We start from the raw sequence: 23101 nt of genomic DNA, 5'->3' as shown, positions 1-23101 counted from the left end.
ATAATTGAATATCTCCTTTTGGTCAATATTTAGCTTACCTTCTTTTAATTGTATGATGAAATTATTGATTTGTTCAGCGAGTTTATCTAAATTACCTATAATAAATTGATAGTTTTGACTTGTTATATCTGCATAATGCTCAAAAATATTAGTTTCATCGGAACGCTTTTCTATAATATCTTTAATATTTGGATTATCTAATAGATCGTTTTGAGAATTTTTCAGCAATTCATCAAAGATAATTGTTTTTTCATTTTGTGATGATAGGTTGGTAGTATGACCAAACACTAACTCGGAATGAGTTACTTCCATTATTTTCATAGTTGCATCCTTGCAATTTATATTATTATTGTCCTATCCCCAGCAAAAGAATTGCTGCTGCATTTTCTGGCTTCATAGCTTCAATAATTTTGCCAGCTTTTTTCTTGTTCATCAATTTTAATATTTTTGCCGCGTCTCTTTCGTCCAATCGCTCCAAAATTGCCGCTACTTCCTGCGGCTTTGAATTCTCGTAGATTTTTGCGAATGCTTCAAAATTCATCTTAGCACTTGAATCTACCCGTTCTTCCAACATTTTCTGATAATTTTCTATTCTTTTCTGTAAAAGTTCATATTTCTCAGTAAGTTTTTTTACCTCAACGTGTTTTTTGTTTAAGCTGTCTCGTAGTTCCTGAGCATTTTTGGCAGATATTTCAGCGATTGAATTAGCACGTTTTACTGAATCCTGATTATAACGAACTGTCTCCGCAATACTTTTCAACGAGTCCCTTAAATACTTTTCAATTCGTATTAATGAATCAATTTTAATCGAATATTCATTTTTCTTTATCACTTCATTTTCAAAATAAGCCAATTGTTTTTTCGAAATTTGGACAGTTGGCTCAATATAGACAGGTCTCAGTGCTCCTATAATTTTCTTGGGCTTTTCAACTTTTTGAACTTTTGATGTATCTTTATTGTCTTTTATACCGAGCAAATCGGGTCTGTATTTTATCACACCAATAAGTCCCCCCATCAATATAGCTAATACTGATGAAACAATTATAATTCCTATGAGAAGTTGCTTCCAACTCACTTTTCTTTCCTGATAAACCCCATAATTGCAATTTCATCAATAAAATTACTTTCTTCTTTTTGAGTTTCTGCTTTGTATTCTTCTAATTTCTTTTCTTTTAATTTTTCAAGTATCATTTCATTTTTTTTTGCTTCAATATATTTATTTTGTCGAAGCTTTTCAATTTCGAGAAGTTGATTTTTTTCTTGTGCATATTTTTCTATTTCTTGTTCAACAAATGCTTTATGAGCAATTCGTGCTTGAATATCGGATGCTTTTCCACTAGAATATTTAGCCACCAGAAGATTATTTTTATATTTTTTCTTTTCTTCAATAATTTGTTCTTTACGGTAACGAAGTCGCAATATTTTCGCCAATTCTTCTTTAGCTTGATTAGTTCTGAATGCTCGTATATTTAAAATTGGTTCGAGCCTATATGTGAATTTTTTTGCCATTGCTGCTAAATATTGCTAATTTCAATTACTTTATCGATAATCTCATTAAAAGTATATTTTTCTTCTAACCCTTGTTTCAAAAAAGAATTAATAATATCAATTCTTTCAATTGCTTTATCAATTTGTGGGTTGCTCCCTTTCTGATAAGCTCCGACATTTATCAAATCTTCCACACTTTTATAAACAGCAACCAATTCTTGAATTTTTTTTGCAGCTTCAAGATGTACTTTCGATACCACATCGCTTCGGCAGCGACTAATACTTTCAAGCACATCAATCGCCGGGTAATGTGCTAGCGACGCAAGCTTTCTTGATAGTACAATATGACCGTCCAAAATGCCTCTTGTAGTATCTGCAATTGGTTCGTTCATATCGTCGCCTTCAACTAAAACAGTGTATATTCCGGTAATACTTCCTTTATTGGATGTCCCGGCACGTTCTAATGTCTTTTGTAAAATTGTAAATACTGATGGTGTATACCCACGAGTAGTTGGAGGTTCACCTATTGAAAGCCCTACTTCACGTTGAGCCATTGCTAATCGTGTAGCGGAATCCATCATCAACATTACATCAAGTCCCTTGTCGCGAAAATATTCAGCAATGGTTGTTGCTGTTAGTGCTGCTTTTACTCGAATTAATGGTGGGACATCACTAGTAGCTACGACTACAATGGATCTATCAAGTCCTTCTTGTTTCAAATCTTTTTCTATAAACTCTCGCACCTCTCTTCCACGTTCGCCAATTAACGCAATAACATTAATATCTGCTGATGTGTTTCGTGCAATTGTTCCAATTAAAGTAGACTTACCGATCCCCGAGCCTGCAAATATGCCTACACGCTGACCTTTTGCTAATGTCAGCAACCCATCAACTGCTTTTATTCCGGTTGCAATCGGTTCGGAAATTCTTTTTCTAAATAATGGATTTGGAGGGGTGGCATAAACGGAACGTTTTTGCTCTATTGATAGTTCTCCTTTCCCATCGAGTGGATAGCCAAGTCCATCTAATACTCGTCCTAATAATTTGTCCCCAACACCAACTAACAAAGATTTTCCCGATGCAATGATTTCCGTCGATGGTTCTATGTCATTTGTTTCTCCAAGTACCATAGATAAAATTCTATCATCTCGAAAACCAACTATTTCAGCCAAAGCAATTAATTCACCGTATTTGTTACGTAATTCGCATATTTCACCAATTGGAGCTTTCGGTCCTTCGCTTTCGAGAACAAGCCCAACAACTTTTTTTACTTTTCCACGCCGAATTAATGTCTGTGTTTGCTTGATTGTTGGTCCGAAAAATCGTTCTATGTTAATGGCTTGATACATTTGTTTAATTCTCGTTATTGTTAGATTCATTGTTCTCTTCTTGAATTTCTTTTGTTTCAGGCATAATAGTATCGAGAATATCAGGGTAGCTTTCTTTTAGAGATGATTCAAAGTCTAACATAATTTGTTCTTTTGCTTCAATGAGTGCATTTTGCAATTTTTTTAATTGTTCGCTTATGCGCCCGTCAATTATTCCAGCACTTGTATACAAAACGCAACTTCCTGGTTCTAACAAATTTGATGCGACTATTTCGATTTTATTATCGGTAAGGTTGAAAATCCGCGAATTAACTTTTTTCAATACTTCAAAGTCATCTTTATTTAGTTCAATTTTGAAAATTTCTTCGTCTTTGACCTCATTAAATACCTTGTTTATCTGCTCAATTACTAATTGCTCGCTCTCGACCGCAGCAAAACCAACTATTTTCCTTGCGATTTCTATTGATAATCTTATTAAGCCTTCGTTGAATTTTCTTTGCTCTTGAAAAAACGCTTTTTTTAATTCGAAAGCAATTTTGTCGAAGCGTTTTATCCATTCAGAATGAATTTGTATTTCGCTTTGATATATTGCTCTTGCTGAATCTTGTCCGTCAGAAAAACCTCTGTCGTAAGCTAATTGTATTTCTTTAGCAGCTTCCTCAATAGGTACGCTTTCGTCTGGGACTCGCCTTAAATCGATTTCAATTGGTTCGTTTGAATCCGAAATCGTGTACGTTTCAGTGAAATATGTTATTTTAGGTTGAGGCTCCGGTTCGATTTCTCCAATTATTTCTTCTACTTCAGGTATTTCTTCTTCAACAGGCTTAGCTTTCATTAAACTTTCAAGTTCTAAAAGCTTTCGCTCAAATTCTCGGCGAATAATTTCTTCGCTTTTGATAATTTTAACTTTTTGTTTATTTCGCGGTATTTTTAGAATTATTTTATTCATTTCAACCCTTTTTATACAAAAATATCTTCTTTGCCACGACCACCGATGGCAATTTCTTCTTGTTCTTCGAGTTTTTTAATAATATCAACGATTCGCATTTGTGCAGATTCGACTTCTTTTAGCTTAACTGGCCCCATAAATTCAAGTTCTTCTTTGACAACCGCTGCTGCACGTTCGGACATATTTTTGAATATTTTAGAGCGTATTTTTTCGTCTGCTACTTTCAAAGCAAGTGCTAAATCTCGTTTGTCTACATCACGCAGAATTCTCTGTATACCTTTATCATCAATAAGCACGATATCTTCGAATAAGAACATCTTGCGTTTAATTTCCAAAGCCATGTTGTAATCCTTTTCTTCAATACTTTCTAACAATTGTTTTGCTACTGCATTATTACACTTATTTAGTATATTGGCAACCAGCTGCACGCCACCTGCTTGTGCTAAATTCTGAGATAAAGTTGCTTCTGCTATTTGATCTACAACGTGCTCAATTTCTGTTACTAATTGTGGAGATACTTTGCCGATTGTTGCCATACGGAATACAGTTTCAGAGCGTAAATCATCTTTAAATTCGTTTAGAACATCCGCAGCTTGGTCAGGAGGTAGGTGCGACAATATCAAAGCAATTGTTTGTGGATGTTCTTTCGATAAAAATGAAGCAAGCTGCTGAGGGTCTGATTTTTTCAAAATAGAGAAACCTCTTACTGTTGTAAGAACTCTTATCTTTTCGATAATTTCTCGTGCTTTGTCCAAGCCATAACTTTTTTCAAGTAGCATTTGAGCATAATCAATCCCCCCTTCCACCATATATGATGATGCCGTCATCAGCTGGTAAAACTCTTCAATAACGTCCTCTACTACGTTTGGAGGAAGCTCTCGTAAATTTGTGATTTCTACTGCTATTTGCTCAACATCTTTTATATCAAGTTCTTTGAATACTTTTGCAGCTACATCAACATCCATTGACATCAGCAATACTGCTGCCTTTTGTTTTCCTGTTAAATCTGATGCCGTTATTCTTTTCTTTCCCATTATTTCATTCCACTTTAATATACTTACTGATATTCAACGAACAAACAAATTAATTATGATTTAGGAGATTTAGGCAAATCTATATCCTGCTGTAAAAAGATTTTAATTAATTTAACTGCATTTTCTGTCTGTTCATCTAAAAATGATTCTACCTTTTCTTTTATTTCCAGTTTCAACATATCCTCTTCGGTCATTTCTTGTGGCTCAACATCTAATGCAGACTTTGCTAATGCTTCAAGTTCCTGCATGTCAGTTTCTTCTTCAATTTCTTGAGGTTCTTCTTCACGAATTTCTCCCTCTAACAATACTTGTTCAGGAAGCTCAGCTGGGAGCAATAATAAATCTTCTTCATCTAGCTTTAAGTCTTCCAGGTGTTCTTCTGGTTCTTCTTCCTCTTCTTCAACTGATACTGCTTCCTGAGATAATAATTTCGGATTTGGTAATCCAAGGGCAATGCGTAATCTCTCTTTTACAAATTTTGATTGAATCAATGCAAACATCAACAATATTGTAACTAGTATAACTGCAATTAAAACAATTAATTTGATTATTTCCTTGTCTTTATACCATACTACTGGTTGTTGCTCTTCAATTTCTTGTTCCAGCAATGATGTGTCGAAAGGAACATTTAATACTGAAATCTGGTCATTTCGGCTTGGGTCGTAACCAACTGCATTTTTAATAGCAAGTGTTAATTGATCTATTTCTTCTTGTTTTCTCGGTGTATATTCAATTTTTTTAACTCCATTCTCATCTACAATTTTCATTACTCCATTAATTATTGCAGATACTGTAAGCCTTTTTATGTTTCCAGTGCTTTCTACTATGTGAGATACTGTTTTTGATATCTCATAGTTTTGGATTACATTTGATGAATTTTTTGCCTGACTAACTGTTGGGTAGCTAAGCGAATCAGTGCTTTCAGATACTTCTTGAATGTTTTGTTCGCTACGTATTACCTGGCGTTCTGGGTCAAAATCAGTAATTGTTTTTTCAACTTGTGTGAAATCAATTTCAGCATTTACTCTCACCTTTGAATTCTCAGATCCGAGCACTCCATCAAGAAGCGATTGCACTTTTTCAGCATAGTGCTGCTCAACTTGACGCTGAATATCGTGTTGAGTTTGAGTAAGCCCAGTTACCGTTGAATTGTCCAATGGTGGTTCAGATAGAATTTTGCCTCTGCCATCAACAACAGTTACTTTATCAATTGTAAGTCCTTCGACACTACTTGCTACAAGGTTTTGTATGCCTTCTATGCTAATTTTGCTTAAACTTCTGCCACTTTTCAAATGAATAATAACAGAGGCACTTGGTGGTTTCTCATCTTTTTTGAACAAGGTCTTTTCAGGTATTACTAAATGCACTCGAACTTTCTTTATCTCATCCATTGTCCCAATTGTTCTAGCAAGCTCCCCTTCCAATGCCCTGCGATAATTTAACTTTTGCACAAATTCGCTCATCCCAAGATTGGTTTTGTCGAAAAGCTCATAACCAACAATGCTTTCAGATGGAAGCCCTTCGCCTGCTAACTGGATGCGAGTATCATATAGTTGAGACTTTTCAACCAATATTGTATTTCCATTGTCTCCAAGTTGATACTTCACTCCTTTTGCTTTAAGGCTTTCTACTATTTTAGCGGCGTCGGATGATTCTAAATTACTATACAAAACACCCATTTCGACTGGCTTGCTGCTGGATAATATTAATATTATACCTAATATTAATCCAATAAGCACCCCGCCAATTATCAATTTTTGTACTAATGATAGTCTTCTATAAAAAGTTTTAACTTGTTCTGTGAATGTATTTTCAGCCATAATATACCTTGTTTGTATTTGTTCACGAAATCATTTTTTGGCGAATATTATCCTCCATTTTATACCTGCATCCTTAACACTTCGCGATATAAATCAAGCCCTTTGTTCCTCAGTTCCATTAATAATTGAAACGAAGTTCGTGCTTTCTGAGCAGTTATCATTACATCGTGAATGTCAACAGGTTCGCCTTTTATTAATTTTTCTGTTTGTTCTGCTGAATCAATTTGCATCTTATTTACATCATTCATCAGTTGCTTTACAGTATCAGCAAAAGTAACATCTTCTGAGGTTGCTTTACTTTCGCCAAACTTTTGTTGAACTAACGGAAGATACCTTCTCGATGGGTCTGTTTCATTGATTATCATTGTGAACTCCTTTCAAATTATTTCCTCAAAATCATCTAATTTATATCAATTACTATTCCAAATGATGTTTCCTTTTGATTATGGCTAATTTTGTTCAATTCATATCCATTTTGAATTAAATTAGTCTAATTTTTAATATTAGTGTTTTTTTGTTAAATTTATTTTATTAAATGTCGAGAATAACATTATGGTATATTTAAACAAGATAATTAATTTTTCTTTAATAGGATTTTGGGTTGTATTTATCAACACTATTGACTTATCTGCAAACTTTGTCGAAAACAACGGGCAATTTCCTGAAAATGTCCGCTTCCTTTTTCAAGCGAAAGATGCAAATGTATGGATTAATAATAACGAAATATTGTTCGATTACTTTAACGCTAATAAATATAGTCGCACTACTTTGAAGTTAAGTTTTTCAGAAGCAAAGAATTTCTTTGTCAAGCCTGTTTCTCAGAACAATTGTTCATTTAATTATTTAACTAAATCAAAGCATTTTTCATCAAAAATTTATGATACTTTAATTGTTAGTAATTTATATGGAAATATCGATTTATTTCTTTACTCAAAAAATGGTTATTTTGCTTATGATTTTCTTTTACATCCCGGTGCAAATCCCAACGAAATAAAAATCATTATAGATGGTGCAGATTCTGTAATATTTGATAATAAGCAAATTTCTTTTTTTACATCTAATATTATCCAGCATCATTCGCACTTAAATGTATATTTAGAAGAAAGTAAAATGCCAATTACTTCTTTATTCATATACGATGGGTTCATTTCATTTTCACTGAATAATTACGATAAAACTCAAACTATTAGAATTGACCCTGTTGTCTATTCTACCTATTTTGGGGGTAGTTCATTCGACTATTTGAGAGGTATTGCAAAAGATTCATCCGGAAATATCATTTTAATAGGTAGAACACGTTCGGTTGACTATCCAACAAAAATTGGGAGCTACGATACTACTTTTTCAGATGTGTTTGCCGATTTTTATGATGCAGTGATTTCAAAATTTACTTCCGACGGGGAAAATATACTGTTCTCTACATTTTTAGGTGGTATGGGTAACGACCAAGCCGAAGCTGTTGCGGTAGATAAGTTTGGGAACATTTATATTACAGGCTACACTCTATCTTTACGTTCATTTCCATTTACTTCAAATGCACTTGATACTTTCGATATAGGTGGGATTGATGGCTTTCTAACTGTTTTAAATGTACAAGGTGATTCACTCCTTTATTCAACTCTTTTCGGTGGAACAAGCGACGATTTCCCTCAATCGATAGCAATAGATAATAATCGAAATATTTATATTACTGGCTATACAAAATCAAGAAACTTTCGGACGACTTCTACTGCTTTCGACACTACATTTAACAGCAATGGGATTGATATTTTCAATGACGCTTTCGCAATAAAATTTTCCAGCAATTTCAATTTAATATATTCTACATTTATCGGTGGTTCGGGCGATGATTTCGGTCAATCCATTGCAGTGGATGCATTTGGGAATGCAATTGTTGCTGGTATAACTCGTAGTCCAGATTTTTCTGCTTCATCGTTTGGTTTTCAGAAGGCTATTGCAGATTCTGTTCCTTCATCCAGCATTGGTGATGGTTTTATTTTTAAACTTAATTCGAACGGTACAGATAAAATTTTTGGAACATATTTTGGCGGTTCAGCACGTGATGCAATTTATTCAGTTGCACTCGATAGCAATGCCAATATGTATTTTGCAGGTTATACTGAATCAGAGAATTTACCAATTTCTGCGAATGCTTTCCAAAATGTTTACAACAATATTAGTTCTGGCTATATTTCTGGTGATGCCTTTATAGGTAAACTCAAATTCAGTGGAGATTCTCTTCTTTTTAGTACGTATTTTGGTGGATCTGGTAGCGAGCGAATTGCTGCAATTGCTATTGATAATTTTGACTTTCCCGTTATAGTCGGTTTTACTACTTCGCGTGATTTACCAACTACGTCGATGGCTTTTCAAAAAAAATATTCCGATAGCACAGATGCCTTTATTGCACGCCTTACACCAAATTTAAACGGTTGCTCTTATCTTAGTTATCTCGGCGGTAAACGTAACGATATTGCTAATTCTATTCTTGCAGCTGATAGTGCTTATCTATGGGTAGCTGGTTTTACGAATTCTAACGACTTCCCAGTGACGCAGAACGCACTGTTTAGCAAAGCTTTAGACAATTTAAGCGATATGTTTATTACAAAGCTGTTTGCTAATTACATTGATCTCAACTTCGAAAAAAGTTTAGGTTCAAGAGTTATTAATATTTGTTCAGGCGATAGCGTGTTTGTTGGTGCCAATGCTATTGGTGGAATTGGCAGAATTTCATATCTTTGGTTGCCTATTGATGGTGTAGCTTTTCCCGATTCATCTTATACTTTTGTAAAACCAGCTCATTCGACTACATACTATCTCTTGGCGAAAGATGAAATTGGTAACACAATTATTGATTCATTGCAAATCATAATTCACTCTAAACCCAATTTGTCTCTTTCAGGGTCATTAGTAGTGCTTTCCAATTCAACGGAAGAATACAATCTTACATCTGATTATCAGGGATTCGCTGATTGGTATATTACAAATGGGAAAGTATTAGAAAAATCTTCTACAAAATTAAAAGTAAAATGGACGGATACAACTGCAATAGGTTCAATAAAAGTTGTCTTTACCACACTATATGGCTGTGTTGATTCCCTATTAGTATCAGTAAGAATAGGGAACATTCCTAAACCTCGAATTAAACCTATTGGTAAATTTCCTCCTTGCTTCGGCGATACTCTATTGTTAGATGCTGGTGCTGGATACGCCACTTATCTTTGGTCAACAGGCGATACTACCCGAACAATTAAAATTACTCAAAATGGGAAATATGCAGTAAAAGTTGTTGATTCGCTTGGTTTTATTGCCATCTCTGATACAATGAATATTTATTTTATGACATATCCTAAACCTCTCATCAATGGATTAAGCATTGTCAAACCTGGAATGGCTTACGAATATATTGTAGAAGGTTCACCTGGGAGTACTTTCAATTGGATAATTCAAGGTGGCGTCATTCTTTCTGGTCAAGGTAACGACACGATTTCAGTGCGATGGAATAATACACCAAATGGCTCACTTCTCGTCGAAGAAACTACTCGCGAGGGATGTGTGATTTTCTCTGATGTGTTCGATATAGACATTAGCGGCATTTTTAAACCAAAAATTCGTGTGCTTGGTTCGACTACTATTTGCGAAGGTGATTCCGTTCTTCTTGATGCTGGTTATGGCTTTTCTTATTATCGTTGGAACAACGGAAGCAACAAACGTTTTATTTTTGTCTCTTCTGCTGAAAATTTCTTCTGTTATGTACGCGATAATTATGGTTTCGAAGGGTATACTGATACCATTAAAACATCTATCATAGAAAGACCGCCAAAACCATCCGTGAGTGTATTCGGAAATCGATTTACTTGTTTAATTGATTCATTACCAATTCAATGGTATTTTAACAACCAGATAATTCCAAATGCAAACGGAACTTTATATATTGCAGATATACCTGGACTATACAAAGTTTGCGTTCGTGGGTATAATGGTTGCACAAATTGCTCAGATGTTATTTCTTATCTTGTTTCAGTTGAAGAACATAACAGTAGTATTTTGATATATCCAAATCCTTGTGATAATATTTTGTATGTAAATTTGGGCATTAATTCTTCAATACATTCAAAAATCAGTATTTATAATGTGATTTTTGAAAATGTGTTTATTCAAGAATTTTCTAATAACTCTATTTTGCAATTAGATGTCTCCTCTTTCCCGTCGGGTGTCTATTTGCTTGTTGTAGAAAATAATTTGGGTGTTAAACGATTTTTGTTCCTAAAAAATTAATTGAAACTTTTATTTCGGATAAACGTATAAAGACAAAACATCGAAAATGGAATATGAATTTATTAAGCAATATTAGTAAGCCTATTTATCTAAGTTTAGTTGCTATATTAATATTTTTGCGCTTTTCAGTTGATACAATTTTTTATTACATTTTGTCCCAAGATAGTTTTATTTTCTCCTATTGGACATTCTTTTCTTCTATTCTAATTTTATCTGCTTTCATTTATTACTTTTTTTCTGAACAGTTTGAAAAAAATAATATTGAGTATCCTAACGAAAAGTTTGTATATGATTTTACTCGTATTTTTTATTTACAGTTATTCTTATACTTATTAGTTATTTTTCTTCCCAATAATGATAAATTTTATAGTTTCGAACTACCATATTTTAAATTTTTAATCTCTGATGTTTCAACTATTTTCTTTGCCCTGGTGACAATTTATTTAGCCTGGTTTATGTTTATTTGGCTCATTCGGAAAAAACACAAAAGAACAAAATTATATTTGAAGATTATTGCAATTTTAATTACTTTTTTGCTTGTTGCTGAATTGGCAAACTATGTTTTTTTTAACTCTCTATTTTTGAATGATTTAATTTCTATATATTTAAATGATTTAATATCTATCTTTCTTTTAACAATTTACGTATTGACACTTTTAGTTACTAAAAAAAACAACTGGATTACTCAACTTGATCGCAAACCCAAAATACGCCTTCTATTGGTCTCCCTTGTTAACTTAATTCTATCTTTACTTTTAGCTGTTTCTGTAATTGATAGCGATGGATTTTTATCAAGAAATACAATAAATTTCCTATCTGGTGCCAATAATTTTTTGGGTGCTGTTGTTTTAGCTCTGAATGCTTTTTCTTTGAGAATATTTCTTGCTGTGATTGTTTCGCTTCCAACAGCTACAATTGTCGAACGAAAAACATCTGAAGTTTTTTCGCTTACATATCTAAACAAATTTATTGCTGAAACTACATCAAAGACTGCAAACGAAATTCTTAGGATGGTTACTCAACTTGCTCTGAATGCTTCCGGTAGCACCGCTGTGTGGCTCGAAGTTTATAATAATGGGACTATTGATATTGGTGCAACCGCTCAAATTTCCCCAGAGCTAATCAAAGACTTTCATTCCGACAAGCGAATTGGGAATATTTTTACTACTATCGAAAAACCTGTTTTAGTTGAATCTGTTCCAGAAAATGATGAAATTAAATCTTTTTTAAATTACTTTCCTTTTGCAAATACTTTAATTGCAATTCCACTATTTCAAGGTGCAAAAAGATTTGGAACTATTGTAGCAATTGATTCGGAAGAATATGGATTCGAACCCGAAGATGTTGCTGTTCTTTCGGCTTTTGCTGATAATGTTAATTTAGCACTCGAAAATCAACGACTTTTACAAGAATCCATAGAAAAAGAGCGTTACCGTAGCGAAATGCTTATTGCTAAACGCATTCAAAAAGAGCTACTGCCACAAAATCTTCCTGAATTTTCTAAATTTCAACTTGCTGCATATTCTTCTCCTGCCGAGGAAGTTGGAGGTGATTATTATGATGTTGCTCGTTTTGCCGATGGAGCACCTTGTGTTCTGGTTGGAGATGTATCTGGCAAAGGAATGAGTGCTGCTTTTTATATGGCTCAGCTCAAAGGTGCTGTTCATTCGATTACTCCACAAGTTAATTCTCCGAAAGATTTGTTGATAAAACTTAACAATATCCTTTTTGGTTTGATGGATAAACAAAGTTATATTACTCTTGTTTGCCTCAAACTCGATGAAAACAACGATTCCGTTACTTTTGCTCGAGCTGGTCATCCACCTCTTTTCTTGAAAAAATCCTCCAATCTCCAAACTATCAAGCCACAAGGATTAGGGATTGCTCTCGTTGGGAATGAATTGTTCAGTAATTATATAGAAGAAGTCGATATTAAGCTTTCTGATGGTGATATTATAATGTTGATAACTGATGGTGTAAATGAAATTCGTAATTCATCTGGCGAAGAATTCAATTTTCAACGTGTCTCTGATTTTCTTCTCTCTCATAATTCTTCGGCTCAAAAATTGCTTAAACAATTTTTACATAATATTGATGAGTTTAAAGATGGGGCATCTCAAATTGATGATTTAACTGTATTCACTATTTCATTTGGTTGTTACAATAATAAAAGAGGTTAATAAATGAATAATAGCAATTTCAAAATTGATAAAAAGAATATCGATGATTTTGTTATTCTATCAATTTCTGGTTATTTAGATGCTCATACCGCTCCTTTACTTGAACAGGAGTTAGAAAAATCAGTAAAAGATGAGTGTTACAAAATTATAGTTAATTTTTCTGATTTGGATTATATTTCAAGCGCGGGTCTTGGGGTGTTTATGGCTTTTATCGAGGATGTTCGTCAAAATGGTGGCGATATAAAGCTGACAAATATGAAAGAAAAAGTCTTTGCTGTATTTGATTTGCTTGGTTTTCCATTGCTTTTTGATATTCTTAACGAAGAAAACGAAGCTATTGCTAAATTTCAAGGAAACTAAATGCTTTTGAATGTTAGAAATAATAATTTCATTTGTATTAATGCTGATAGTGCTGAACTCGAACGAATTCGTAAATTTGTACTGAATTTTGCTGAAAAATTTGGTTTCGACGATATTACTGCTAACAAAATTGCTTTAGCTGTTGATGAAGTCTGCACAAATCTAATCAAACATTCTTATAAATATGATAGTTCTCGTGAGATTTGCCTGCAAATTTCAACCGATAATAATCAATTTTCCGTTCTCATTCTTGACGATGGGGCTTCGTTCAACCCAAGTTCTGAAATTTCATTGGATATGAGAGATTATCTTGCTAATTTTCGTCGAGGTGGTCTAGGACTGCATATAATTAATCTTGTTATGGATAAAATTCAATATATTCCACGTTCTGACGACTTTCCTAAAAATAGATTAATCCTTACAAAATATATCAAATAAATTTCTTTTGAAAGTTTCCTTTTTGCTTTCACAAAAAACAGATATTTTTGTATTTCGTTAATTGTTCATTTTCTTAACAATTTAAGGATTTTTAATGACTTCGAAAGAAATACGCAAATCATTTTTAGATTTTTTTGCTTCCAAAGCACATAAAATTGTTCCAAGTGCCCCAGTTATTCCTTATGGTGATCCAACCTTGCTTTTTACTAATGCGGGAATGAACCAGTTTAAAGACGTTTTTCTTGGGCAAAGCAGTCGCGATTTCTCTCGTGCTGCTGACACCCAAAAATGTATTCGTGTCAGTGGCAAGCACAACGACCTTGAAGAAGTTGGAGTAGATACCTATCATCATACTTTTTTCGAGATGCTTGGTAATTGGAGCTTCGGTGACTATTATAAAGAAGAAGCAATTGAATGGGCTTGGGAATTGCTTGTTAAAATCTGGGGACTTCCGCCAGATCGTCTTCACGCTACTGTTTTTCGTACCGACGATGAAGCATATGAAATATGGAAAAAATACCTGCCAACTGAACGCATCCACCGTTTCGACGAAAAAGACAATTTCTGGGAAATGGGGGAAACTGGTCCCTGCGGTCCTTGTAGCGAAATCCATTTCGACCGCACTTCCGACAAAAACGGTGCTCATCTTGTCAATGCAGGTTCGCCAGATGTTATTGAAATTTGGAACTTAGTTTTTATTCAATATAACCGTCTAATTGATGGCACTTTGCAACCACTCTTGAAAAAACACGTTGATACAGGTATGGGGTTTGAGCGTATTTGTGCCGTTCTTCAAGGAAAAAATTCTAATTATGATACTGATGTTTTTACTCCAATTATTTCAAAAATAGAAGAATTGTCCCACAGAAAGTATTCAACAGAATTATCGAATAAAGATGGAATAGCAATGCGCGTAATTGCAGACCATTTGCGTGCATTGTCTTTTGCTATTGCAGATGGTGCATTTCCCGGGAACGAAGGTAGGGGATATGTTCTTCGTCGTTTGTTACGTCGTGCTGCTCGCTTTGCTCGTGAACTTGGTTTTAAAGAACCTTTTATTTATAAGCTTTTGCCTACTTTAATTGATATTATGGGTGATGTTTTCCCAGAACTTAGTACTCATAAAAATACAATCGAAAGAGTGCTTCGTGCAGAAGAAGAAGGTTTCCTTCAAACGCTTGAACGTGGACTTGAAAAGTTTGAAGAAATCAAAAACGAACTTTTTCAAGCCAATTCTAAAGTTATTCCTGGAGATCAAGCTTTTCTTCTTTATGATACTTATGGTTTTCCACTGGATTTGACCGAATTGTTGGCTCGTGAAAATTCTTTGATTGTCGATACTAATGAATTCAATCAAAAGATGACCGAACAGCGTGAGCGTAGTCGTGCATCCCGCAAAGTTCATACTTACGAAAATGAACTCCCTTCTTTAGATTTTCAAACTACATTTGTTGGTTATAAGAATTTTGAAGTGCAGTCAAAAGTTCTATATGCAAAAGATAATTATTTAGTTTTGGAGCAAACTCCTTTCTATGCTGAAAGCGGTGGTCAGGTCCCCGATATTGGTGAAATTATTCTTGCAGGTGAAATTTACCAAGTCGTTGATGTCAAAAAATCAAATAATGCAATCATTCACATAACGGATAGGGAAGTAGAGCCTCTCGAAGGTGAAACTGCTCTTGCACGTGTTTCTCGATCTCGACGTCTTAAAACAATGCGAAATCACTCTGCTACTCATCTGATGCACGAAGCATTGCGACAAGTGTTGGGCGAACACGTTCAGCAAGCAGGTTCACTTGTTTCTCCCGATTATTTGCGTTTCGACTTCCATCATTTCGAAAAAGTTTCCGAAGAACAAATAAAAAACATTGAAGAAATTGTAAACCATAAAATTTATGAACAAATACCAGTCGATGAACAAATTCTTACACTTGAAGAGGCAAGGAAAAATCCAAATATTAAAATGTTTTTCGGTGATAAATACAGCGATACTGTTCGTTTGATCGTTATGGATAATAAATTTTCGCTCGAACTTTGCGGTGGAACTCACGTGCGTAATACTTCGGAAATTGGGATTTTCAAAATTATCTCTGAAAGCTCAATTGCTTCCGGTGTCCGACGAATTGAAGCAATTACAGGTGATGCTGTGTATCGTTATATTTGTCAGTTAAATGACACTATTTCTTTAAAAAATGATGAAATTGCAAAGCTTAAAGAAAATAATTTGCAACTCGAAAAGCAAATTAGTCAGTATAAACTACAATATTTGTATTCATCAATACCAGAATTAATTAATAACGCTGTAAAAATTGATGATATTTCTGTACTAATTCATCAAAGCGAGTTGAATAATATTGATGAACTACGACTTTTTGCTGAAAAACTAAGAGATACTTTTGGGAAAAACGGAATTTCTCTAATTATCTCTAAACAAGATGATAAAATTACTCTTGTTTGCTCTGTTACGGACGACTTAAAAGGTAAAATTCCCGCAGGCAAGCTTGTTGGTGATGTCGCTCGAATTCTTGGTGGCGGCGGTGGTGGAAAACCTCATCTTGCAACTGCTGGCGGTAAAGATATTGACAAACTTCCCGAACTAATAAACGGTGGTTTTATAGAAATCGTGAAAAAATATTTATAAAAGATATAATTTAAATTTTCTTGTTATTACTCGAAATGGCTGTTTCAATAATTGAGCCAGCCATTTTTTAATTGGCCAATATTCAACTTGAAATAAAAAGACTGTCCTTTTGAGACAGCCTTTCTTAAAGAAGCAATTTATTGTAAAATAATAATTTACAAATTAATAGCGGCGGTTTCCATTGAATCTTCTTTCCATTGGACGAGCATCTTCGCGTCTTTCTTTTGCTTCATTAACTTTAATTGTTCTGCCACCGAATTCGATTCCGTTCAAAGCTTCGATAGCTGCATTGCCATCTGCTTCATCCATTTCGACAAAACCGAACCCTTTGGGTCTGCCTGTTACACGGTCGCGAATCAATTTTACATTATGGACATCGCCATATTGGGAAAACAAGGTTGAAAGTTCCTCTTCTGTAGTTTGAAACTTGAGGTTTCCAACATAAATCGTAATCATAAAAAAACTCCAAAAAACAAAAAAATTAGTTAAAACTTAGTTCTCAGAAAACTCAACAAAATAGTTAAATTTTTCAATTTAACTCTTGATTGGATTTCTATCAAAACCTAACAACAAATATATGCTAATTATTTAACATAAACAAATAAAATTATATAATTTTCCCATCTTTCATTTTAAGAACTACATCTGATATGGAAGCAATTTCAGAACTGTGTGTTGCTATTATAAATGTGGTTGAAAATTCAAACTGAATTTGTTTTATCAAATCTACAAACGACATAGCGTTTTTAGCATCTAAATTTCCAGTAGGTTCATCTGCCAGTACAATTTCTGGCTTGTTTATTAGAGCACGTGCAATTGCAATACGTTGCTGTTCGCCGCCACTTAGTTCCATCGGTTTATTATTTTGTTTATCAGCAACGCCTGTTAATTCAAGTAATTTTATTGCTTCCTTTTTTGTATCACTTGGTTTACTCCCTGAAATAAGTTTTGGAAGCATAACATTTTCCAGGGCCGTAAATTCAGGCAATAAATAATGAAACTGAAATACAAATCCAATAGTTTTATTACGAAAAATATCTAACTCACTTCGGTTAAATTGAGACAATTTTTTTGGTATATTGTCAATGTTATATATTATTTCGCCGCTATCCGGCTCATCAATTGTTCCAATTATATGCAATAAAGTACTTTTCCCAACTCCAGAAGGTCCAACCAGTGCAATGATTTTTGAACGCTCAATCGAGGTGGAAACGCCTTTCAGCACAACATTTTTTTCTTTTTTGTTGTTTGAGTAACTTTTAGTTATGTTATTTATTTCAATTATCACACTCATTACATTTTTCGTAATTGTGCGTTGAATTTGTTTTCTATTGCTTTGATCATCTGATTAATTGTGTTATCAACTTCTTCATCAGTTAAAGTTCGCTCTGATGATAAAAAAATAAGGCTGAATGCAAGGCTTTTCTTGCCTTCTGGAATATTCCCTCCTGCATATACATCGAAAATAACAACGTTTGATAGCAATTTGCCGCCATTTGAAAGAATTTCGTCTAATATTTTTTTTGCGTCTGTATTTTCATCAACAATAAAAGCCAAATCTCTATCAACTGTAGGGAATGGACTTACGGGTATATACTTGCTTTCAACTGTATTGAAATGCGTAATTTGTGAAAAATCAATTTCAGCAAGCAATACATCTTCCTCAATATCATAATTTTTGAGTATACCTCTATTCAAATATCCACAACAACCAATGGTAGATTTGTCTAATTCAATTTTAACAGAATTTGGTGAATATATACTATTCTCCACAATTTTTGAGAAAGTGATTGGTAGGTTAAGGAAATCAGCTAAATCCTCAATAAATCCTTTTAAATCGTAGAAATCGAATTGTCGTTCTTTTTCGCTCCATTGCTTGGGAAATGTTTTGCCGACAAGGCTAATAGCAAGTATTTCTCTTTCTTCGTAGCCAGGAAGCACCACATTATTATCGTCGGAATGTTTGAAAACTTTACCAATTTCAAAAAGTTTCAGATTATTATTCCCGTGTCTAATATTTAAATTAATGGTTTTCAGAATTGATGGGACAATTGATGGTCGCATAATCGATAGTTCTTCTCCAAGTGGGTTCGCTATTTTAACAGGGTTTGAAGTGAAAAGTTCAGCTGAACGAGAATCAATCATATTTTGAGTTAGAATTTCTGTAAATCCATTCGAAACTAAATAATTACGGATTTTGTCTTTGAAAGGAAAGATTTGTAATTTTTTGTCGACTATATTTTCACTGAATGTGATTGAAGAAACATAATTAGGTTCAATATTGTCATAATTATAAAACCGAGCAACTTCTTCTATTAGATCAATTTCCTCAAAAATATCATTTCTTCGATGCGGTATTCTGTATTTAGCGTAATCATTCGTTTGTTCTATTTTTTCAAAACCAAGATTTTCAAATACTTGCAACATAAACTCATTTGAAATGTCGCAACCAATAATTTTTCGAGCACGGTCAAAACGTAAAGAAATCTCCTTCAATTTTATAGATTCAGGATAAACGTCGATCTCCGAACCAACAATTTCTCCACCGCATAGATCAGCAATTAGTGATGCAGCCCTGTTTAAAGCAGGTATGACATTTTCAATATCAACTCCACGTTCAAATCTATAAGATGAATCACTTGATAACCCCAATTTCTTTGATGTTTTGCGGATAAGTGAAGGATTAAAATATGCGGATTCTAATAAAATATCAGTTGTATCGCCTGCTATTTCTGAATTTGCTCCACCCATCACACCACCTAATGCAATAGGTTTTTTCTCATCAACAATAACTATCATATAATCATCAAGAATTCGGGTTTTACCATCGAGAGTAACAAACGTTTCATCTTTTTTTGCTCTACGAACAATGATTTTTTTACCTTCGATTCTGTTATAATCGAAAGCGTGAAGTGGTTGACCCATCTCATACAAAACATAGTTTGTTACATCAACCGCTGCATTGATAGGACGTATTCCAAGCTTTGTGAGAGCATTTCGCAACCAATTAGGAGATGGCTTGATCTTTAAATTTTTTATGATGCGAGCAGAATATCTTGGACAAATGTTTGTGTCTTCAATAGTAATACTTGCATAATCAGCAACGTTTTCATTATTTGAAACTATGTTGATTTCAGGGTAACGAACCTGTTTGTTCAATTTTGCGGCAATTTCTCTTGCTATTCCAAGATGGCTTAAACAATCAGCTTTGTTAGGGGTAATTCCAATTTCAAAGACTACATCATCTAAACCGTAATATTTTGCAAATTCCATTCCTACTGATGCATCTTCGGGAAGCACCCATATACCAGAGCTATCTTCCCCTAAATCTAATTCTACTTGGCTACAAATCATTCCGAATGATACTACATCTCGAATTTTTCTTTTTTCGAGTTTGAAACTACCATTAGGAACAACAGCACCAATAGTTCCAAATACTACTTTCTGTCCTTTTCTTACATTTGGTGCTCCGCACACGACTTGTACAGTTTCACTGCCAAAATTAACTTGACAAAGAGACAATTTATCTGTATTTGGATGCTTTTCACATTCCAATACTTCTGCCACGAAAAAACCGGAATATTTTTTATTGTAATCGACTATACCTTCAACCTCAAGGCCTAACATAGTCAAAGTATTATCGAGCTCTTCAATTGTCAATTCAAAATCAACAAACTCACGAATTTTCTTTAATGATACTAACATAAAGATTAATTATTTGAATAATTAGACTTACTATTTAAACTTTGCAATATAATATATTGGCAAGAGAAATAAAAATATTAGTTGTAATATCGAGCTTTGAGAATGCTCCAAGAAGGGTAAATAGTGTCATTTGATGTTTGAAAATCAGACCAACGAACAATTTTATATGTACCATCATTAGTTTGAGAGATTGTCAGTAGAATTTTACCATTATATTTTTCTAAATTTAAAGGCTGAACAACTGGCAAATTAATTTCATAGTTTGCAGTATAAATAATTGAATCAGGTGAGATATATTGATACTGACTTTTTTCAAAATTAAGAAATATTGTATTTTCTCCACTTACTGCTGAAATTATTGATTTAAAACTTCTTTGCTCATCAGTAAAAGACCAATTTTGGAAGATTGATTGATAAGTTGCAAAAGCATCTTGTGCTGGTATAAAATTGAATTTGCCATCACCGATGAAACATTCCGAATAATTTTGCAAACTCTTGTATTTAACAGAATTCAAAAAATTTTGCATTAATACTTCCACACTTGTTGCCGGAAGAAAGACAACAGGACTTTGGTCAGGTTCTTCGGGAGAGCGTGTTTCAAAAATGTCACAAGAATATAGAAAACAAAGTAATATTAGGAAATATTTTCTCAAAGCGCAATACGTCCCTCTAATGCTCTAGATAATGTTGCTTCATCAGTCCATTCGAGTGAAGAACCAACGGGCAAACCACTTGCAATTCGTGTAACTCTGATATTCAATGGTTTTATCAACTTTGCTATATATTGTGATGTAACTTCTCCTTCCACAGATGGACTTAGTGCAAGAATTACTTCTTCTGCAGAAGATACTCTTTCTATTAGCTCCCTGATTTTCAAATCTGAAGCATTGACGCCACCAATTGGATTAATTAGTCCGTGAAGAACGTGATAGACGCCTCTAAATTCATTGGTTTTTTCAATTGCAAAAACATCTTTAGGGTCTTCTACAACACAAATTATCTTTGAGTTTTTACTATTTGAAACACAAATTGGACAAATTTCGTCGTCAGAATAATTGTAGCAATACTTACATAGTTTTACATTGCTTTTCAAATTGCTCAATGCATAAATAAAATCATCTATATATTCTGGATTTTGTTTCAGAAGAAAATACACCAACCTTTGAGCAGATTTTCTACCAATAGAAGGGAGTTTAGCGAATGTAGCAATAGCTTTTTCTATTGTTTGAGATGTAGATATCATAAGCCCAAATTAAACCCTGGAATATTTGGAAGCATACCTGTGGCTTTACTCATTTCTGCTGCTGCTAATTCGGCAGCTTTCTCGCTTGCAATATTTATTGCAGCAACAATTAAATCTTCTAATATCTCTACTTCATTAGGATTTACCAACTCTTTTGCTATTCTTACTGATATAACTTTATTTGCACCATTCATTGTTACGCTTACCATTCCACCGCCACTTTCGCCTGTTACAGTTTTGTCAGCAAGCTCATTTTTGATTTTTTGAATTTCTTCCTGTATTTTTTGCGCTTGTCCAAGCAACGATTGTAAGTCAAATTTCATTTCTTCACCCAATTTTTTTTTTCAAATATAACATTTTTTAGTTTAATACGTATTAAATAATGATTTATTAATGTTTTTATTTTACAACATTATTCAAGAGGTAAAAATGAGCATATTCAAAAGAATCGCTGACATCTTCAAGGCAAACGTTAATGATGTTCTCGACAAAGCCGAAGACCCCGAAAAGATGCTCAAGCAAATGGTTATCGAGATGGAGCAATCAGTCAATAAAGCCACTTTGGCTGTTGCACAGGCTATTGCTAACGAAAAAAGTTTAGAGCGTAAATTAGAGAAAGCTCGTAAAGACAAAGAAGAATGGGAACACAAAGCTATGGTTGCTTTGCAAAACAATAGGGAGGACCTCGCTAAAGCTGCTTTGGAGAAAAAAGCAATTGCCGAACGTAACATCAATGACTTAGTGCCTATTTTAGAGCAAGCTCGCCAAACATCCAACAAACTTCGTCAGCAACTTGACCAATTGAAATCCAAACTTGATGAAGCTCGCACCCGTCAAAGTACGCTCATTGCTCGTTCACAAGCCGCCAAAGCTCAGAAGCAAATTGCTCAATCTTTCAGTGGTGTCGGAACTGACGCTTTCAGCAAGTTCGATAAATTCGAAGGTAAAATCGAGAAACTTGAAGCAGAAGCTTCTGCTTTTGAGCAACTTGCAGGCGAAAATACATCATTAGATGAAGAATTCAAAAAACTTACTTCTTCCAAAGATGTAGAAGATGAATTACTCGCTCTAAAAGCCAAAATGGGTATGCTGCCACCAAACCAAGAAAATCAATAAAAGGTGGAATATGGAAATATTAATTAATAAGGAGAAAATTGATATGATAGAAACTCCCGTGGAACTTATCCAATCCACAGTTAATAAAGTCGAAAATTATTTAAAAGATATTTTCCCTGATTATATCTCATTCGGTGATGGTTCTTTTACTGTGAATTATGGCTCTTCACAGATTATGATTATTGTTAGGCCATTTACTGAAACTGAAACTTGCGTTGAAATTGTTTCCAACGTGGTTACTAATGCAAACATTACTCCTGAACTGATGAAATTTTTGCTTAATAAAAATGCTGAAATTCATTTTGGTGCTTTTGGGCTATTGTTCGACAATACTATTACTTTTCAGCATTCAATAGCTGGAACAAATATGGACAAAAATGAATTTGAAACTTCTCTAAAAGCCGTTGCTCTAATTTCTGATTATTATGATGATGAGATTATTAAAATTGCTGGTGGAAAACGTGGAATAGATTTACTCGGAGAAGAAATCGAATAATCAGTTCCACTTAACGTTTATTTTT

General features: G+C 33.9%; 21 protein-coding genes. 7 read left to right on the top strand and 14 right to left on the bottom strand.

Features of this window, described 5'->3' with window-relative positions; genetic code table 11:
• The 8 genes from AC6QZF_RS00565 to fliE form a co-directional block, all read right to left on the bottom strand.
• The coding region (locus AC6QZF_RS00565; RefSeq protein WP_499797936.1) for a hypothetical protein at positions 1 to 312 on the bottom strand (312 nt) is incomplete at its 3' end.
• 34 nt (positions 313 to 346) lie between these two features.
• On the bottom strand, positions 347 to 1075 hold the full coding sequence (locus AC6QZF_RS00560; RefSeq protein ID WP_499797935.1) for a magnesium transporter MgtE N-terminal domain-containing protein: 729 nt from the start codon (positions 1073 to 1075) through the stop codon (positions 347 to 349).
• Positions 1072 to 1509 (bottom strand): flagellar export protein FliJ, encoded by a 438-nt coding sequence (fliJ, locus tag AC6QZF_RS00555; RefSeq protein WP_499797934.1) that lies wholly within the window; start codon positions 1507 to 1509, stop codon positions 1072 to 1074. Before fliJ ends, AC6QZF_RS00560 begins: the two co-directional genes overlap by 4 nt.
• 5 nt (positions 1510 to 1514) lie before the next feature.
• On the bottom strand, positions 1515 to 2867 hold the full coding sequence (locus tag AC6QZF_RS00550) for a FliI/YscN family ATPase (protein WP_499797933.1): 1353 nt from the start codon (positions 2865 to 2867) through the stop codon (positions 1515 to 1517).
• Positions 2842 to 3765, bottom strand: a complete 924-nt coding sequence (locus tag AC6QZF_RS00545; protein WP_499797932.1) for a FliH/SctL family protein — start codon at positions 3763 to 3765, stop codon at positions 2842 to 2844. Before AC6QZF_RS00545 ends, AC6QZF_RS00550 begins: the two co-directional genes overlap by 26 nt.
• Before the next feature lie 11 nt (positions 3766 to 3776).
• A complete protein-coding gene (fliG, locus tag AC6QZF_RS00540) occupies positions 3777 to 4799 on the bottom strand; it encodes a flagellar motor switch protein FliG (protein WP_499797931.1) in 1023 nt (340 codons plus the stop codon).
• A gap of 53 nt (positions 4800 to 4852) precedes the next feature.
• Positions 4853 to 6619 carry a flagellar basal-body MS-ring/collar protein FliF gene (fliF, locus tag AC6QZF_RS00535; RefSeq protein WP_499797930.1) on the bottom strand — a complete coding sequence of 589 codons (1767 nt, stop codon included), beginning with the start codon at positions 6617 to 6619 and terminating at the stop codon, positions 4853 to 4855.
• A gap of 59 nt (positions 6620 to 6678) precedes the next feature.
• Positions 6679 to 6984 carry a flagellar hook-basal body complex protein FliE gene (fliE, locus tag AC6QZF_RS00530; protein ID WP_499797929.1) on the bottom strand — a complete coding sequence of 102 codons (306 nt, stop codon included), beginning with the start codon at positions 6982 to 6984 and terminating at the stop codon, positions 6679 to 6681.
• 187 nt (positions 6985 to 7171) lie between these two features.
• Here fliE and AC6QZF_RS00525 point away from each other — a divergent pair, with 187 nt between their 5' ends.
• From AC6QZF_RS00525 to alaS, 5 genes are all read left to right on the top strand, one after another.
• The gene (locus AC6QZF_RS00525) at positions 7172 to 10897 is read left to right on the top strand and encodes an SBBP repeat-containing protein (protein ID WP_499797928.1); all 3726 of its coding nucleotides are present in this window, start codon (positions 7172 to 7174) and stop codon (positions 10895 to 10897) included.
• A gap of 503 nt (positions 10898 to 11400) precedes the next feature.
• Positions 11401 to 13077: a GAF domain-containing SpoIIE family protein phosphatase gene (locus AC6QZF_RS00520; RefSeq protein ID WP_499797927.1), complete on the top strand. Its 1677-nt coding sequence runs from the start codon at positions 11401 to 11403 to the stop codon at positions 13075 to 13077.
• Positions 13078 to 13080: 3 nt separating this feature from the next.
• Positions 13081 to 13437 (top strand): STAS domain-containing protein, encoded by a 357-nt coding sequence (locus tag AC6QZF_RS00515; RefSeq protein WP_499797926.1) that lies wholly within the window; start codon positions 13081 to 13083, stop codon positions 13435 to 13437.
• Positions 13438 to 13875 (top strand): ATP-binding protein, encoded by a 438-nt coding sequence (locus AC6QZF_RS00510; protein ID WP_499797925.1) that lies wholly within the window; start codon positions 13438 to 13440, stop codon positions 13873 to 13875. It abuts the gene before it with no gap.
• 94 nt (positions 13876 to 13969) lie between these two features.
• Complete coding sequence (gene alaS, locus AC6QZF_RS00505; RefSeq protein WP_499797924.1) at positions 13970 to 16516, top strand: alanine--tRNA ligase; 2547 nt, start codon at positions 13970 to 13972, stop codon at positions 16514 to 16516.
• Positions 16517 to 16678: 162 nt separating this feature from the next.
• Here alaS and rbp read toward each other — a convergent pair whose 3' ends face one another.
• The 6 genes from rbp to AC6QZF_RS00475 all read right to left on the bottom strand — a co-directional run bounded on the left by rbp (position 16679) and on the right by AC6QZF_RS00475 (position 21787).
• Positions 16679 to 16972 (bottom strand): RNA-binding regulator, encoded by a 294-nt coding sequence (rbp, locus tag AC6QZF_RS00500; protein ID WP_491815912.1) that lies wholly within the window; start codon positions 16970 to 16972, stop codon positions 16679 to 16681.
• Between the two features lie 151 nt (positions 16973 to 17123).
• Positions 17124 to 17810, bottom strand: a complete 687-nt coding sequence (locus tag AC6QZF_RS00495; RefSeq protein ID WP_499797923.1) for an ABC transporter ATP-binding protein — start codon at positions 17808 to 17810, stop codon at positions 17124 to 17126.
• On the bottom strand, positions 17810 to 20221 hold the full coding sequence (gene pheT / locus AC6QZF_RS00490; protein WP_499797922.1) for a phenylalanine--tRNA ligase subunit beta: 2412 nt from the start codon (positions 20219 to 20221) through the stop codon (positions 17810 to 17812). Before pheT ends, AC6QZF_RS00495 begins: the two co-directional genes overlap by 1 nt.
• 77 nt (positions 20222 to 20298) lie before the next feature.
• The gene (locus tag AC6QZF_RS00485; protein ID WP_499797921.1) at positions 20299 to 20874 is read right to left on the bottom strand and encodes a hypothetical protein; all 576 of its coding nucleotides are present in this window, start codon (positions 20872 to 20874) and stop codon (positions 20299 to 20301) included.
• A complete protein-coding gene (recR, locus tag AC6QZF_RS00480; protein WP_499797920.1) occupies positions 20871 to 21464 on the bottom strand; it encodes a recombination mediator RecR in 594 nt (197 codons plus the stop codon). Before recR ends, AC6QZF_RS00485 begins: the two co-directional genes overlap by 4 nt.
• Positions 21461 to 21787: a YbaB/EbfC family nucleoid-associated protein gene (locus AC6QZF_RS00475; RefSeq protein WP_499797919.1), complete on the bottom strand. Its 327-nt coding sequence runs from the start codon at positions 21785 to 21787 to the stop codon at positions 21461 to 21463. Before AC6QZF_RS00475 ends, recR begins: the two co-directional genes overlap by 4 nt.
• Before the next feature lie 106 nt (positions 21788 to 21893).
• On the opposite strand from AC6QZF_RS00475, the gene AC6QZF_RS00470 reads away from it, so the two are divergent.
• Both AC6QZF_RS00470 and AC6QZF_RS00465 read left to right on the top strand, forming a co-directional pair.
• Complete coding sequence (locus tag AC6QZF_RS00470) at positions 21894 to 22580, top strand: PspA/IM30 family protein (RefSeq protein WP_499797918.1); 687 nt, start codon at positions 21894 to 21896, stop codon at positions 22578 to 22580.
• A gap of 10 nt (positions 22581 to 22590) precedes the next feature.
• Positions 22591 to 23076, top strand: a complete 486-nt coding sequence (locus AC6QZF_RS00465) for a T3SS (YopN, CesT) and YbjN peptide-binding chaperone 1 (RefSeq protein WP_499797917.1) — start codon at positions 22591 to 22593, stop codon at positions 23074 to 23076.
• Positions 23077 to 23101: the final 25 nt, after the last annotated feature.

The organism is Eximiradius sp. (assembly GCA_937127445.1).
GTDB lineage: Bacteria > Bacteroidota > Ignavibacteria > Kapaibacteriales > UBA2268 > JAKIZO01.
The sequence above is the reverse complement of the archived record's forward strand: the minus strand, read 5'-3'. Positions and strand labels throughout refer to the sequence as shown.

Coding starts and splice junctions, on each gene's coding strand:
- fliJ (WP_499797934.1), bottom strand. CDS start 1,509: ATGGCAAAAAAATTCACATATAGGCTCGAACCAATTTTAAATATACGA.
- AC6QZF_RS00550 (WP_499797933.1), bottom strand. CDS start 2,867: ATGAATCTAACAATAACGAGAATTAAACAAATGTATCAAGCCATTAAC.
- AC6QZF_RS00545 (WP_499797932.1), bottom strand. CDS start 3,765: ATGAATAAAATAATTCTAAAAATACCGCGAAATAAACAAAAAGTTAAA.
- fliG (WP_499797931.1), bottom strand. CDS start 4,799: ATGGGAAAGAAAAGAATAACGGCATCAGATTTAACAGGAAAACAAAAG.
- fliF (WP_499797930.1), bottom strand. CDS start 6,619: ATGGCTGAAAATACATTCACAGAACAAGTTAAAACTTTTTATAGAAGA.
- fliE (WP_499797929.1), bottom strand. CDS start 6,984: ATGATAATCAATGAAACAGACCCATCGAGAAGGTATCTTCCGTTAGTT.
- AC6QZF_RS00525 (WP_499797928.1), top strand. CDS start 7,172: ATGGTATATTTAAACAAGATAATTAATTTTTCTTTAATAGGATTTTGG.
- AC6QZF_RS00515 (WP_499797926.1), top strand. CDS start 13,081: ATGAATAATAGCAATTTCAAAATTGATAAAAAGAATATCGATGATTTT.
- AC6QZF_RS00510 (WP_499797925.1), top strand. CDS start 13,438: ATGCTTTTGAATGTTAGAAATAATAATTTCATTTGTATTAATGCTGAT.
- alaS (WP_499797924.1), top strand. CDS start 13,970: ATGACTTCGAAAGAAATACGCAAATCATTTTTAGATTTTTTTGCTTCC.
- rbp (WP_491815912.1), bottom strand. CDS start 16,972: ATGATTACGATTTATGTTGGAAACCTCAAGTTTCAAACTACAGAAGAG.
- AC6QZF_RS00495 (WP_499797923.1), bottom strand. CDS start 17,810: ATGAGTGTGATAATTGAAATAAATAACATAACTAAAAGTTACTCAAAC.
- pheT (WP_499797922.1), bottom strand. CDS start 20,221: ATGTTAGTATCATTAAAGAAAATTCGTGAGTTTGTTGATTTTGAATTG.
- recR (WP_499797920.1), bottom strand. CDS start 21,464: ATGATATCTACATCTCAAACAATAGAAAAAGCTATTGCTACATTCGCT.
- AC6QZF_RS00475 (WP_499797919.1), bottom strand. CDS start 21,787: ATGAAATTTGACTTACAATCGTTGCTTGGACAAGCGCAAAAAATACAG.
- AC6QZF_RS00470 (WP_499797918.1), top strand. CDS start 21,894: ATGAGCATATTCAAAAGAATCGCTGACATCTTCAAGGCAAACGTTAAT.
- AC6QZF_RS00465 (WP_499797917.1), top strand. CDS start 22,591: ATGGAAATATTAATTAATAAGGAGAAAATTGATATGATAGAAACTCCC.